This is a genomic window from Enterococcus sp. DIV1682a (genome assembly GCF_051711005.1).
Classification (GTDB): Bacteria; Bacillota; Bacilli; order Lactobacillales; family Enterococcaceae; genus Enterococcus_B; species Enterococcus_B hirae.
Window position 1 is genome coordinate 1,743,869 of record NZ_JBIOLT010000001.1, and the last position, 14,738, is coordinate 1,758,606.

At 32.0% G+C, this 14,738-nt stretch carries 12 protein-coding genes; 1 reads left to right on the top strand and 11 read right to left on the bottom strand.

All coding sequences use genetic code 11. The features are described 5' to 3' along the window. Positions 1 to 375 precede the first annotated feature (375 nt). The 6 genes from IGJ23_RS07855 to IGJ23_RS07880 form a co-directional block, all read right to left on the bottom strand. Positions 376 to 1,485, bottom strand: coding sequence for an AAA family ATPase (locus IGJ23_RS07855; protein WP_438774817.1), 1,110 nt, complete (start codon positions 1,483 to 1,485; stop codon positions 376 to 378). Further along, positions 1,478 to 2,248 carry a DUF6414 family protein gene (locus IGJ23_RS07860; RefSeq protein WP_438774818.1) on the bottom strand — a complete coding sequence of 257 codons (771 nt, stop codon included), beginning with the start codon at positions 2,246 to 2,248 and terminating at the stop codon, positions 1,478 to 1,480. The genes IGJ23_RS07855 and IGJ23_RS07860 overlap by 8 nt, the downstream gene beginning before the upstream one ends. A 1,084-nt stretch (positions 2,249 to 3,332) precedes the next feature. Beyond that, positions 3,333 to 3,467 (bottom strand): hypothetical protein, encoded by a 135-nt coding sequence (locus IGJ23_RS07865; protein WP_010718937.1) that lies wholly within the window; start codon positions 3,465 to 3,467, stop codon positions 3,333 to 3,335. A gap of 168 nt (positions 3,468 to 3,635) precedes the next feature. Then, the gene (locus IGJ23_RS07870) at positions 3,636 to 3,794 is read right to left on the bottom strand and encodes a hypothetical protein (protein ID WP_010718936.1); all 159 of its coding nucleotides are present in this window, start codon (positions 3,792 to 3,794) and stop codon (positions 3,636 to 3,638) included. A gap of 244 nt (positions 3,795 to 4,038) precedes the next feature. After that, positions 4,039 to 4,566, bottom strand: a complete 528-nt coding sequence (locus tag IGJ23_RS07875) for a hypothetical protein (protein WP_230471061.1) — start codon at positions 4,564 to 4,566, stop codon at positions 4,039 to 4,041. Positions 4,567 to 5,336: 770 nt separating this feature from the next. Then, positions 5,337 to 6,830, bottom strand: coding sequence for a hypothetical protein (locus IGJ23_RS07880; protein WP_438774819.1), 1,494 nt, complete (start codon positions 6,828 to 6,830; stop codon positions 5,337 to 5,339). 2,129 nt (positions 6,831 to 8,959) lie between these two features. Here IGJ23_RS07880 and IGJ23_RS07885 point away from each other — a divergent pair. Next, positions 8,960 to 9,106 (top strand): putative holin-like toxin, encoded by a 147-nt coding sequence (locus tag IGJ23_RS07885; protein WP_438774820.1) that lies wholly within the window; start codon positions 8,960 to 8,962, stop codon positions 9,104 to 9,106. Positions 9,107 to 9,342: 236 nt separating this feature from the next. On the opposite strand, the gene IGJ23_RS07890 is transcribed toward IGJ23_RS07885, so the two are convergent. The 5 genes from IGJ23_RS07890 to IGJ23_RS07910 all read right to left on the bottom strand — a co-directional run bounded on the left by IGJ23_RS07890 (position 9,343) and on the right by IGJ23_RS07910 (position 14,519). Continuing rightward, positions 9,343 to 9,534: a hypothetical protein gene (locus IGJ23_RS07890; protein ID WP_010718919.1), complete on the bottom strand. Its 192-nt coding sequence runs from the start codon at positions 9,532 to 9,534 to the stop codon at positions 9,343 to 9,345. Between the two features lie 595 nt (positions 9,535 to 10,129). Beyond that, the gene (locus tag IGJ23_RS07895; RefSeq protein ID WP_237558412.1) at positions 10,130 to 10,825 is read right to left on the bottom strand and encodes a hypothetical protein; all 696 of its coding nucleotides are present in this window, start codon (positions 10,823 to 10,825) and stop codon (positions 10,130 to 10,132) included. A gap of 227 nt (positions 10,826 to 11,052) precedes the next feature. After that, positions 11,053 to 11,805, bottom strand: coding sequence for a restriction endonuclease (locus IGJ23_RS07900; RefSeq protein ID WP_010718916.1), 753 nt, complete (start codon positions 11,803 to 11,805; stop codon positions 11,053 to 11,055). Positions 11,806 to 12,448: 643 nt separating this feature from the next. Further along, on the bottom strand, positions 12,449 to 13,819 hold the full coding sequence (locus tag IGJ23_RS07905; RefSeq protein ID WP_096709013.1) for an MFS transporter: 1,371 nt from the start codon (positions 13,817 to 13,819) through the stop codon (positions 12,449 to 12,451). Between the two features lie 169 nt (positions 13,820 to 13,988). Next, positions 13,989 to 14,519: a PadR family transcriptional regulator gene (locus tag IGJ23_RS07910; RefSeq protein ID WP_010737750.1), complete on the bottom strand. Its 531-nt coding sequence runs from the start codon at positions 14,517 to 14,519 to the stop codon at positions 13,989 to 13,991. Positions 14,520 to 14,738 lie beyond the last annotated feature (219 nt).

Sequence of the window (14,738 nt, forward strand, 5' to 3'; positions counted from 1 at the left end):
CAAGCGCTTTCCTATGCACTAAGAAAATTTAGAAACTTTGACGAAGTAGCCAACTACTTTTTTATGAGCAAGGCAGCACTACGAAAAAGAATCCTCCAGTACTTGGAATTTTCTAAAGGATATACAGCTGAGAAAGCGTATATATTATATAAAAAATATTACTATAAAAACGAGTTCAAGTTACTATAGTTTTTTCCATAAAATATGACTGCATACAGAAATCATGTTCTGTATATACTTCTTATTTACTTTGTGAAGATATAAGTATAATCCAAGCACGAAATAAATTTTGAATTAAGTAAAATTTTCTGTGAACTTGTAAATCACCAGAACTTAAACTACACTATAAGCTTATTAAATATTAATTTAGAGATTCTATTCAATTCCAGAAACTAGATAATGAGAAAATGTATCTTCTATTAAATGTCTAATTTGTCGAGCATTTTCACACTCACTATAGGAACTCTCTAACCTTTCTTTTATGACTTGAGGTAATTTTTTTCCATATTGCTCTTCATACTGAGTGCTTAGTTCTAAAAACCATCTTTTACCTATTTCTTTTTTTGCGTCATTACTTAGATCAGTAAACTCAATTATCTTATCAAATCTATTAAAGATTGCACTGCCAAGCTCTTTTTCTATTTCGTCTAAATCTTGATAATTAGACGTACAGATAATAACTGATTTTTTTAATTCCAAATAATAGTTTTGGTCTTCGTATATACCTTCATCAAAAAGCTGATAAAAAGCACTATGAAAGGATGGATGTGCCTTATCAAATTCATCCAGCAAAAGAATATTAGATTCTCTATCTAATAAATCTTTCGCAAAACTTTTCTCATAATGAGCGCCACCAAACAAATACGTAGAGAATTGATTATTTTGGAACATGGAAAATTGTTTTCTAAACAAAGACTCTTTTACAACATCGGCTAGATATTTTGCAGTCTCAGTTTTTCCAATTCCTGATTTACCATAAAACATTAGTACTACGGGTTTTTCCCTCGTCGTCAATGTTAGAGGAAAAAGTGATTGAATAATCTCTGTCCTAACATTTTCTTGCCCAATTACTGTACTAGTATAATTCTTTTTGATATCTTTTAAATGATCGATGCTAATGTCAGTGTATTTTTGGTGTTGAACATCTACATGTTCATATAAGCGCTGAATTTGTTGACTTATATGAATAGGAGGATTTTGTAGGTATATATTTCTAACATCTAACTTTGCCAAAAAATTAGCAAAGTTAATTATCACGTGTTCTCTCACTCCAGCATATTCATCTGAGCTAACTACAAGATTTTCAACAAATCTTTTTTCTTCTTTTTCCTCAACATTTTCTCCATTATTTGTTGGAACAACTAAAGTGAATTGTTTGCTGTCTTTATCTGTTTCATAGACTATCTCAGTCAAATTTTCATAATCATCTGGTAATTTCTCATTAAATTTCTCCTTGGATCCGTAAAAAATTATTATATTACTCACTTCTGACACCTGCTAATACTATGTCATACACATCTAATAAATTTTCCACATTCTCTTCCTGGATGCCTTCAACAATAGCTTGAGCGCTAGGTTTTGTTTTTTCTTTAAAAACCTCAAATTCATTTTTAATTGAAAGTTGCTCCAATGTACATTTTCCTACATTTACCCCAAAATAGCTCAGACTCATTTTAGAAAGATCAGCTAAACTATAATTATTTTTAAAAGCATTTATATTAAATCGTAATACACATGTCGGGTCTTCCTCGCTCATTAGTAACATTTGATAGTATCCTCGCTCATTTAACAAGGCATTATTTAATCCTTGTACGTCAAATGGGAGCTCACTTTTCGGAACAATATCTAAATAGGAACTGTACATTTTATATATTGACACTGATTCTTTTGGTGCGTATACGCTATCGTTATGAATTTGTTTTATATTCTTATCATTGTCAGCGATCTCAATATAGTCGGTTAACAAGCTATTTGTTAAAGTACTATTAATTAACTTAGATGTATTTGCATCAATGCTCGCACTTGTACGTCCTGAAACTGAAGTTTTTATTGCGGAAAAAAAGTTAAAACCACCTTTTGCTTGTGCATCTATTTCTGCTACAATCTTTGCTAATTTTTCTTTATTATCTTCAGTAGACCAATCAATTTGACCACCATGGTGAATCGTGATATAGTCTGAGGCTGAACCTTCATCAAAATAAACTACTTTAATAATTTTTTTCTGTTTTACCTGCTTAGATGTTGCCATTTATAAGCCCCCCTTTGATTACATTCCATTACTATTCATTATACTATATAAAAATTTTTTACACTCTTAGTGTTTAATAATATAATCATAAGAAACTAAAGAATATAGGTAGATTTAATCATAAAAATTTAGAACTGTAACCGTTATAATCTTTTTCCTTCCTACTTTATTAGGCCTTGTTACCTAGGTAGAATAGAAATATATACAGGAAGTTTTTAGTGTAGGTAAATAACCAAGAAGTTAAAGGAACTAGACAAGATTAAGATAGGATATAAATGAATTAGTAACTTAGATGACCGAAAAAAGTTAACTTTTGAATTCTAGAAAGAAATAATGAAGACATGTGATAATATTTCCAAGAAAAAAGCTTGGAAAATAACAACAATCGAACTAAGATCGCTAAAGTAATCGAACTAGGAAAATGCTAATCTCTGTAAACATTATCAATGAGTGGAACCAGCATAACATAAAGTTTATTTCATTCCAAAAAGTCACTGACTAAACACTTATTTGTTATAAAAGAATAAAAGATATTGGTGCTAAAATACTATACTTGGACATTCATTGCACGATTTATTCAGTTTACATAATGTGCATTATCCTAAGCTCAGATTTTCTATAAACTTTAGCACGAGTAAAAAATTTATTTAAATCAAAAGAATGGATATAGTACATCAATGCACACTTTCGATGTACTATGTTTTTTTATATAGATATGAAAATGAAATCAAGTCAACTTTAACAATTAATAAAATTGTATTATTTAAAACTTTTAGTCACAGTAATAACAGATATGCTCACAAAACGGGATATGGATATACGCAGAAACCTTTTGTTCTGCGGAATTGGTTGTTCCATTCATTGATTTTTGTTCTCCTTATATGATAAAGCACCTTTACTAATATTTTTCTTATTTCACTAAATAATTTTAACGTACATTGATTCTAACATATATACGTTTTTATGGATAAAAAGTTTTTATTTTATAAGCTATCAGTAAAAATCGACAAGTAAAAAGCCATATCTACGTTTCAGAAATGACTTCACTACTCAAAAATTATTTATCCAACCCAACTAATTTCCGTTATTTACGATTGGCTTCATCTGCTGCATACTTCATCACTGTTTTAAATTCTTTAGCTGGGGCATTTTCTGATAGATCAACGATACTTTTATTATACTTTTTTACGATTTTTTGTACTTGTTCTTTCTTCTTCAAGTAACCCCACCAGTTTTTTCTTATTTATACAACCAAGAACCTCTAACTATAAAATGCTCAATATCTCACTTAATGAAGCACTCATTTATTATAAAAATCAGCTTCTTCAATCGATTTCATTTTTTAAATTCCAAAATGAAGCAATACCGACAATCATTCCAATCATACTCAAAAATGCCCAAGATATCTTTCTTGAAGAAGTAAAATGACCGATAAAATAGCCATGATAATTGAGCAGAATATACCTAAATTGATCAAACGATTGATTTTTTCTTCTGTTTTTTTCGCATCCAAGTATGCTCCTGTTATGCTAAAATGAAATCGCACTTCTTATCCTCCAATCATTTTTTTTATTAAAAGCACTTACTTTTTTCTGCTAACAATGATTATCTGTCCAATAACCAAAAATAACGTTATCCAAAATCCGTTACTCACAAAATCTTGATTCATTAAATACTCGATAAAAATACCTATTAAACTGGCTACTAACGTTACAATGATAATACTAGCGTATGGATGTTTTTTTGTGTACTGTATCCAATTTTTATACAAGAGAACTCACCTCTCTATATTATTCCGTTTTATATTGAGTTGCTACAGCTCTTCCAGCGCCATCATAACCAGTTCGCTTGTGGAACCCAACCCAACCATTTTTATTTCTATCCCATTTTCTTGCAACCGCTACACCAGGTGCTGAACCTAAATTTGTCCAACTTGCACCTGTCAACAATCCTCCTATTGCCCACCCTGGAATCCCGAACATTGCAATTGATGCACCTGCTCCTGCATAAAAAGCAGCATTAATTGCATTTGCGGCCACTCCTGTACTTACAGCAATATTAGTATATTGCCAGGCTCCCCAACGCGATACACTTGCGCGTGTTTTGGTTTCCATTTTAGTTACAAGGAGTTCTCCAGAAGCATTTTGCTGAACAACTATATCTCCTTCTGAGTAAAGTGTGACTGACTCATCACTGATTTGTAAATCATTCTTACTCGTTTCTAACTCGTCTGCATTCTGTTCAGCTGCCCAAGCAGTCGTACCGCTCAGTGCTGATACAGACAGAACAACAGTTACTGTTATAACACTAACCCACATTTTCAAACCTAGATATTTCTTTTTCATTATGAATCCTCCAAAATCATTTTTGCCTTATAAAGACAACATAACTATAAATTAATAACAAAGTTATTATTTTATAGTATCTTAAAAAGTTGTTTTAGGTTCATAATCGTAGCTACTTTTATATTTTATAAAAAAACGAATGTAATAACTTTTTAGCCACACTATCATTTCAGTCACAGTAATAACAGATATGCTCACAAAACGGGATATGGATATACGCAGAAACCTTTTGTTCTGCGGGATTGGTTGTTTCATTCATTAAACTAAATTCTCCTTACGTCGAAAAGTCGTACCTGTTTTCGACCACTCTTATAAAAGCATACTAACTGTATTTTCCAAACAAATCCACTAAAAAATCCAAGAATCGACTTCTTGGACTAGTTTTTCTTTGGTTGTATTGGTTACTTGGTTATAAATTTCTAAAGTTGTTTTCATGTTGGAATGACCCACTCGCTCCATGATCGCTTTAATCGGAACGCCTGCTTCTGCCAATAAAGAGATATGAGTGTAATGGTAAAGACAGTAAGGTCTATACAGTAGCTAATCAAAAAAGACCTAAAAAATGGTAATTCAACAACTATCTCCTCAATTGCTGAACTTCTTAGCTATTTCATTCTGTCTTTTATGTTGTATGTACGTTTTAAATCTAATTCTTTTAATCATTCTTTTCTTTAGGTTTATCCATTTGAAAAACTCTGCATCACTTGATACAACCTCTGGGGGTTTACACACTTTTTTATAGACTACCTTTCAAAAGTTGACTCTCGTTTAGTTCTTGAAAATTCTTTGTTATTTTTTATAGCAGTATTTGTTAGTTTTTCTGAAAGAGTAGGTTTCATTGACTGGTCTCTTTTATTTCTTCTGTTATTAGATTGTTCAAAGTTATTAATGAGTTTATTGTATTCATCAGTATACTTTGTTGCTAACGAGGGGCTTAATTTCCCTTCTTTTACAAGCAACTCTATACAATTTTTCTCATTAATTATTGCATATTGAATATTCGTTTTTTCACACTTTAATGTTGGAAGGATGATATTCTCAAAAATATTAAGATTTTTTTCTGTCTGCTGAATATCACTAGGAGACATTTTCTTATTCGAGCGTAACTGTAAATGGAACTCATTAATTTGTTCACGTATATATTTTATATTTTTAGTTGCCATGTTGAAATTGTTTGAAAGATCTTCAAATCTTATTGCTATAGATTCTTCTTGTGGAGAAAGAGTAGGTAGCGCTGTTGTAGGTTTATTCGTTATTTCAGGCATACTTATCGTTGTTTTATAAGTGCTACCCAAATGGGTTCCTTTTGATTTTGTAGACTCTTGTGAAAAAATAGTAGGACTTTCTGTTTCAAGAGAATGCACAGCAGGGGTTCTCAGGTAGTTTATCTCATTTTTTAGGAATCTTGTTAGCTTTCTACAATTCGCTAAAAAACTATTGGCCTCCCTTTTTTTGTTTTTTAGATTGTCTAAGTCCATTATGTAACGAAACTCATATTCTTCTACTTCTGTTCTATTCTCTATTCCATCATTTTTTAAATATTTTTCAAGCGATTCCAACTTCTGTTCTGTCTTATTCACAAAAGTTTTTAAATCATTCCTCACAAGACGCAATTCTTTGCATAATTCTTCAGACTGCTCACGGTATGATTTTAATAGATTAATTTCTGCAGGTTTTTCAGTAATATATCCGTTTAAGAGTTTGATAAATTCTGACTCTTTTTCCACTAGTTGATAAATTGCTCCGTCATGAGCTTTTTGATCCTCGAGATGCTTTGAAAATTCTACATCAATTTCTTTTGATTGTTTAGATTTTTGAGCTGAATAGGGGTTTGGATCATCGACTTGCATTTCGTCTAATAGTCTTGAGGTTTGGTCAGTGTTCATCACATTATTGTGTTTCGAGTGTCGAACTTTGTGTGGATGAATGTCATCATTTTTTTTAGATTTTTTAGATTTTTTTTTATATATTTGAGCTGAATAGGGGTGTCTTGGATCATCTCTTTGCATTTCGTCTAGTAGTCTTGAGGTTTGGTCAGCGTTCATCCCATTGTTGTGTTTCGAGTGTTGAACTTCGTGTGGATGAATGTCATCAGGTAAAAAATTAATTCTACCCAAGTTTTCTACATACGGATTTCGTTCTAATTCCCTTCCTTGATTTTGGTGTCCTAAACTACGTGCTTCATTTGCTATGCTCGCCACACCAAGAGCAGCAGTAATCAGTTTACCTATTTTCATATAGTATCCATCTCCTTTTCATTTAATGCTTTTTACTTATCCTATAGAAAGTAAAAAGCTAGACAAAAAACACAACAACTATAAAATCTATGCCAAACAAAGAAAATGCTTTCTAGTCGTCGCAAATGTAGAGTACCACAACGACAATTTAATGCCATAAAAAGTTTCATTTGGATGTGAGACATTATCTTTAACACATTTTAATAGTCACAGTCATATCTACGTTTAAGATATGACCTTGTTCAAACCATTTTTATCCACATTAACTAATTTTTATTATTTACTGCTTATCCCATTAACTATGTACTTCATCATTTCTTTTGTTTTTTGGCCAACAATTGTTTAACCAATCAGCGATAATTCTGTTGTCTTTTTTTCATGATTTTATGTAACAATTTCTTTATTGCTTATGATTATAACGATGTTTTTTTTAATGGCTTACGATTATTTCATATCCCCAAGCATTGAGAACAAGTATTACAATTCTCACATAAATAGGAAAACGATAAATAATAAATATGTTAATCAATTCAAAAATCACTAGTAATATTAAATATTGAACAAATAGCCATATTTTAGATAAATAATTCATATAAAACACCAGCCAATCAAGATTTCTTTACTTTATTGGCAGCGTACACTTATGATTACTCAACAATCAATATTCGAACCCCTTTTCATCCTGGTTGTTTATTTACACGAATAATCATTCTTTTACTTGTATGAATCGTAGTTCCGATAGAACCAGTAATAGCTTGAGCTATCCTAAACCTACATAATGTACAATCACTGCAAGCCCAACAGTTTTTGCAGTAGTCGCAACATAAGAGTTCAAATAAATATCTTTTGTTTCGTTATTGAAATTAAATACTTTATTTACCCTAGCCCTAAGTAGCTCTTTTCTTCTTTGTAATGCTATTTCGCTAGCAGTAAAAATTGTATATGGATCAATTCCTTATTGTTTCAAAATAGTGATTAAATCATCAATATTTAAATTAAATAATTGCCTGAATCCTTCAGTAAGCTTTTATTCAGTAATAGTTCTGTCTATTGATTGATTCAACGAAATTTCTGTATTTTCATTAGCAAATACATTTGATCCTATCGAGATTGATGGAGTAATAGAGACAACCAAATCAGATGTAAGTAATACTAATTTTCATTTAAAAATATGTATCCTCCCAATTATTTTATTTGTCTTATATGACGATACAACTGTAAACTAATAACGATGTTATTAGTTTACCTCATCATAAAAAGCGTTTTTAAAGTCATAACTGTTTGAATTTTTTAAATAAAAGAACTAATTTTAGTCAGCCAGTTACAGTAATGGCAGATATGCTCACAAAACGGGATATGGATATACGCAGAAACCTTTTGTTCTGCGGGATTGGTTGTTTCATTGATTTTTGTTCCCCTGAATCTTATTTTATTTTGTTTCTTTCTTATGTTATAAAGCAACTTTAATTTTTCTTATTTGACTAAATAACTTTAACTTCCATCGATTCTAATATACTTACGTTTTCACGGATAAAAAGTTTTTGTTTTTCTCCTTTTTCTTGATCTTTTTTCAGTTCACAATCCCTCTTTGTTTCTTATTTTTAAGCAAAAAAATAGACCTAATTATACTTGAAATTTCAAGAAAATAACTAGGTCTATATGCTATATATAGTTGAGACAGCACAGTTTATGTGGTGGCTAATCCCAATAGAAATGGGGTGAGGCCTATGTTGATTTGTAACTTGCTCCCTAGAAAGGATAAGCTTGTCTGTTTTTGAAGCGCTAATGTTTCTAATAGCTTTTGCAACTTTAGCTCTGACAACTAGCAATCACAAAAACGACAAAAAATAACCGCAATTTACACTTAGGCAGTTTGAACGGTTATTTTTTGTAACTATAATTAAACTGAGCCACCGTCTTAAACGGTGCTGTCAAAAGGGAACTGTTCGCGCAGTTCCTTTTTTCATCTTCATTATAGCATACGCTTATTCTTCTATTCAATTTCCAAAACAAAAGAACAGTTGTTTTTTATTTTCAAGGTAATAATAACAAATCCTATATGCTATAATCAGTTGTGACAGTAAAATTTAATGACGGTGGCTATCCAATCTGAAAGTGAGGTGGTGCTTATGCACATAATCTCAAACTTTAGAGAAAGGAGACGCCTTTTGTCTGTGGAAGCAGCGTTAGGGCTAATGATCAGTTTTGGATCTTTGATCGCAACACTGATTTTTGGCATGCTAACCTTAGCCCACAAAAACGACAAAAAGAAGTAACCGTCACTTTAGCGAGAGATTGGTTACTCCTTTTTGAGATAACTATATAACTTGCCACCGTCTTTAGCGGTGCTGTCAAAAGGGAACTGTTGACGCAGTTCCTTTTTTCATGTTTATTATAGCATACCCTTTCTCTTTTGTTCAATTGTTTCATTATTCATCATTTAATCTTTCATAAACTCATCATTTTTCACACTACAAAAACGCTTCTTACCCCGACACTTTATTTCAGTAAATTATTTCTTATTTTTCTTTACAACAACTATCTGCCCGATAATCAAAATCAACGTTACTCCAAAGCCGCTTCTTAGAAAGTCTCGATTCAGTAAATATTCGATAAAAATACCTATTAAACTGGCTACTAACGCCACAATGATAATACTAGCGTATGGATGGTTTTTCGTATACTTTTTCCAGTTTTTATACAAGAAAACTCACTCCTCTATATTATTCCGGCTATAGCTATTCCAGCATCATTATAGCTAGTTCTCGTAGGAAACCAGCCTAACCTTTTTTAATTCTATCTTATTTTCTTGAAAATGCTGTATTAAGCGCTGATTCTAAAGTTGCTCAACGTAAATCAGAGATAATCTTATAGTATTTTTTCATGATGTTCTACCATAGTTTTTTATAGTTAATGTTTTAAAAAACGTCTTATGATTATTTCATATCCCCACCCAATGAGCATAAGTATGCCTATTCGTAAATAAATAGGAAACTGATAAATAAGATATGTGTTAACTAATTCAAAAATGATTAATAAGATTAAAATAGAAATAAATGACCAACTTTTAGTGATATACTTCATCTAATATTCCTCTCTTTATGAATTTATTCCGCGCACTCTAGCCTTAGTCGTATTCCAGATATTTACTAATAAGTTGACCCCATATCATTGTGAGGATGAGTTTGAGCTTTAGATTGAATATAACCTATCTCTAAAATGACGGTTTTACTATTTTGGAACAGATTAGGTGCTGTTTATTTTTCTATTGATTGAGTGAGACACATAAATACCGATTTTCAACGTTTGGTCTTATTTATTTTGATTGTCTTCATATATTCTAATTCTTTTTTTACATGAACAAGCATATAATAATCTTCAACATAAAGGCTTTTTACTAATATAAATAAATTATTCGATTTAAAAATCCCAAAAATGAATGTCAGTGGAAAAAGACTGATTAGAAAAGTACTAAAATTTATACTGCCTTTCTCAAAAAAATTTTGGATAAGATAGATCGTGATAGGAAAACACAAAGCTACGATAAAGTTTTGGTAAATACTTAACATACTGGTTCCGTGGTTTTCTTTCTTTTTGATCAAGTATTCCACATCAAAAATCAATTGATTGATACTTCGTTCGTCGAGCATTCTTTCAGCTTTTCGTTTATATAAATAATTATGGTATTTTTTAGGACGACCATGCTTTGTTCGATATCTTTTATAGTAACAGAATAACAGAAACGCAGTCGCCACGATGAATTGGTAAAAGATTGTTTCAATATTATTATAAACATGAGGCTTCCCAGTTAAATATAAAAAACTACTACCCAAAATAACTAGAATAAATAACGTATTAATCCATAGGCTAAGAACATATAAAAACAGATAAAAGGGTTTGATTACCCACATGTTTCTGAATGAACTTGCTTCTCGATAGATATCCGTATAAAATTTCATTGCTTCAATTTGCTTTACTTTGAGTATTTTTGTCATTTATCCATTCTAGAGTCCTTTCTTAATCACTTGTTTGAACTGTTTATTCTTTCTATTGAAAAATTGACGGGGAATTATTCCCAAGTATGGCTGCATCACATATTTTTTGTGGATTTTTTAAACTATAACGCTGTCTTAGCGTCCATAGTATTGGCTAGCATTCAATCGAAGTATCACTGTATTAGTATATGTAGAGATTTTGGAAAAAGAATCGCTGACTAATGCAATCATTCCGTTGTGTTGAACTTTTCTGTATGACCACAATGTAAGGAACATGCTTTAAATAGATGGCCGGTTTTTCCATTCCGACAATTAATTATGATTCCTTCGCTACATTTGGGGCATATTTTTATACCCATTGGCAAAGAATTTAAAAGCTGAAATTTTAGCATCGTATCTGGTATGATTTGATTTAATAATTGTAATAACCCGTAGCGATCATACCACTCGATTTCTTTTGCTTTTTCATTTTGTTCAATTTCTTCATAGACCTGTTGATAAAAAAATGAAGTGGTGATAAACATTTTTTTATCCCAATTTTTATTTGAAATTCCTGAAAAATTAGTGATATCTTTACGTCCAATCAGTGTCGGTGTGGGTTTTGCGTTTAAGCGATTGGATTTTGCTTGTACCGCGATCCGCTTTTTTTCTTTCGTCAAAATTAAATCGACACCCCCATCTCCCACATACTTACGATGATCTTTGACATAACTTTTCTTCGTTATCTCAACCCCGTATCCTGCTAATCGGAAAGCTGCTGCTAAAAATTGCTCAAAATGTTCTCCTTGCCTCACTCGATCATCTTGGCTACTACCGAAATCTTTATCCATGTCACTTAAAAAGTCGATTACGATCTTCTCATCTTTCTTTTGCACAAAAGACGTTTTTCTTATTTCTAAGTATTGTTTGGAAACCACTTCTTGAGCGCTGCTTTCCAGTTGATTGGCTTCTTTGAATTTTTGTAAGAATTTAAAAACCATTATTTTCTCCTCTCGCTTATCGTTCTGACAATTACATTGTAAATCAATAACAAGAGTATTAATTTGTTATATAATAAAAATTTTTAAATAATTTTTATTAAAAGAATCAATTCGTTGATACTTCGCTTATTAGAACTATTGTGAAGATTACAGATTTTTTTAGGCGTTCTCGTTGATTATCATTGGTTTGAATTATCGTTTACTGGGTGACATTCCTCTCCTATACTCAAAGAAACTTTATCAAAAAGGCTCGATTATATTTTAAGGAAAGCTAACTTGTGTCCGAGTCACACAAAGGATTTTTCCTATTTGGAAAGATTGGATTGTTACTTGTTCTTGTGTTGATCAAAAAATCAGAATAGTCATTCAGAGTTTTTAGCCAATTACTTAAAACAATTGCTTGTACTGACTCGCTAATCTATGATCCTTGATTTGCTTATTGGTAATAGAGTTGGCGTTTGTTTGAATCGAAGTGTCGTTATTCAACTTACTACCAATGTGGCTTTTCGATAAAACGCTACATAAACTAGCCCCTCGCTCAATCAAGTCAGCGAAGGACTAGTTTTTTAGTAGATTTTTGATTGTAAAGTACCCTTAGTACAAATCTTTCTTCAATAAATCTACCTGTCTACTATATTTAGATTTATTTCTTCATTGTCGCTATGCCCATTGTTTGTGGGATTTTTAGGATTTCAATGATTGGCAGAAGCATTAGCGCCCCTAAAACAGCAAAACCTAGGCTATAAGCCAGTGGGATCGACAATTGGATTTCCAATAAATGAATCACCAACGTAATAAATGATACCCCTAATCCTTGAGCTAAAGATTGGACAACTGTATTCAATGTATTGGCGCTATTGCGTTCTTGTGGTGGAATTTCTGATAAACTTAATCCCATAAACGCTGTGAGTGCGAGCGAGCGTCCGATTCCTGAGGCAAAAGCTAGTAACATAATAATCGCTGGAAACGTGGTTGATTCAATGAAAACTAAACAGAAAGAACTACTCAAAATCATGAGGAATGACGCAATCAATGCCCCTTTGTAGTTAAGTGAGCGAATAATCGATGTCGTGAAGGGTTTGATCCCAATATTTCCAATAAAAATGAAAATAACATAACTTCCTGCAACGACTGCTGACCAATGAAAAATATTTTGTAAATAGATCGTCAACAAGTATGGCATCGCTCCGACAGATAACCATAGGATTGCCCCACTGGTTTGGCCAATTCTAAAAGAAGTCTTTGAAAGAGCCTTTAATGAAAATAAGGGGTGTTCGACTTTATTTAAATGTTGATATGTGAACAAAAGAAATATTATTCCACTCACGATACACACAATTCCTGCTATCTCAAATGAAAGACCGTCTCGTGAAGATAATTCTGCACCGACTACCAGTAAGGTGGATGCCGTTGCCATTTCCACAAAACCGAGCCAATCAAATTTATTTTTGATCAGGTCATGGTCTGACGGAATCAATGAATATCCTAGAATCAAGATCGACATACCGATTGGCAAATTGATCAAAAAAATCCAATGCCAACTTAAATAGGTAATGATTGCTCCACCCATTATAGGAGCGATCGCAGGTGCGATTAATGCTGGCCAAACAAGATAACTCGTCATTTTTAATAGTTGGTCGACTGGCGTTTTTTCAAAAACGATCAATCGTGCAGTAGGTGTCATCAACGCTCCAGAGAAACCTTGCAACATTCGCATTCCTAAAAGAACCCCAAAACTAGGCGCAAGGGCGCTCCCTAATGAACTAATGGTAAATAGGAAAACAGCCAGAAGCCAGATTTTTTTCTTACCAAAATAATTGGCTAACCAGCCACTCATTGGGATAAAAATCGCCACTGTGACTAAATACGCACTGATTAAAAGTGAGATTTGTGACATACTTGTTGAAAAAGTGGTCGCCATTTTGGGTAAAGCTGTTGTAACAATCGTACCATCTAATATTTCCATAAATAAACTCATTGCCATTACTAAGGCAATTTTGATTTGTTGAGACATGCTCATTCCTCCATCCATCGTCCTTAATATATCTTTTAGATATATATATTTTTTTATATAAAAGAGACTGTAACTAATAAAAAGTTACAGTATCGTTGCTTTTTTATGACGTTTTAAAATCGACCTGATGTTAAGAACTGTCACGTTTTGTTCTACACCATGATCATGCTTATTCTTCCACATAAGGCAGTTCTGATAGAAAATCTTCTGCCCACTGGATTGCTAACTGGGCTTTTCCAAGTAATAATTCTAATTTTTTAGTCGCATACCAATGATCAATTTTTTTTACTTCGTCTAATTTTTTTAAATAGCCCTTGATTTCGTCAACCGTGATTTGTTTTTCACGTATGTAGACCATTAATAATTCTTTTTGTTCGTCTAATGAGAGATGTTGCATCGAATCGAGTTTGATTAAATAAATTTCTTCTGTATGAGCGCCACTGGGAACATCTTGTTTCATTAATTCAAAAAATCGTTGACGTCCTTTATCAGTAATACTGGCAGTCTTTTGTGTACGGCCTTCTTCATTAACAGTAATAGTGATTAAGCCATTTTTTGCCAACTTGTCTAACAATGGGTATAAAACACCAAAACTGACTTTGCGATTTTTGCCTAAAGAAGCCTGCATTGCATTTCTTAAGTGATAACCATTTTGTGGTGATTCCATCAATTCTCCTAGAACAAACAGTTCATTCATCATGTTTCTTCCTCCTTATCTATCTTTTAGATACAAGAATGATATATCTAAAAGATGCATAAGTCAATCACTTTTCTTTATTAAGGTAATTAAGCAAACCCACTTTGCCATTCACATTCTTTCTGTTCTTAGTTCACCATTAAATAACTATTTATATATATAATTAATATTAAAAAATATTTATTCAAAACAACAAACACATAATTAAATAACTTTAATAAA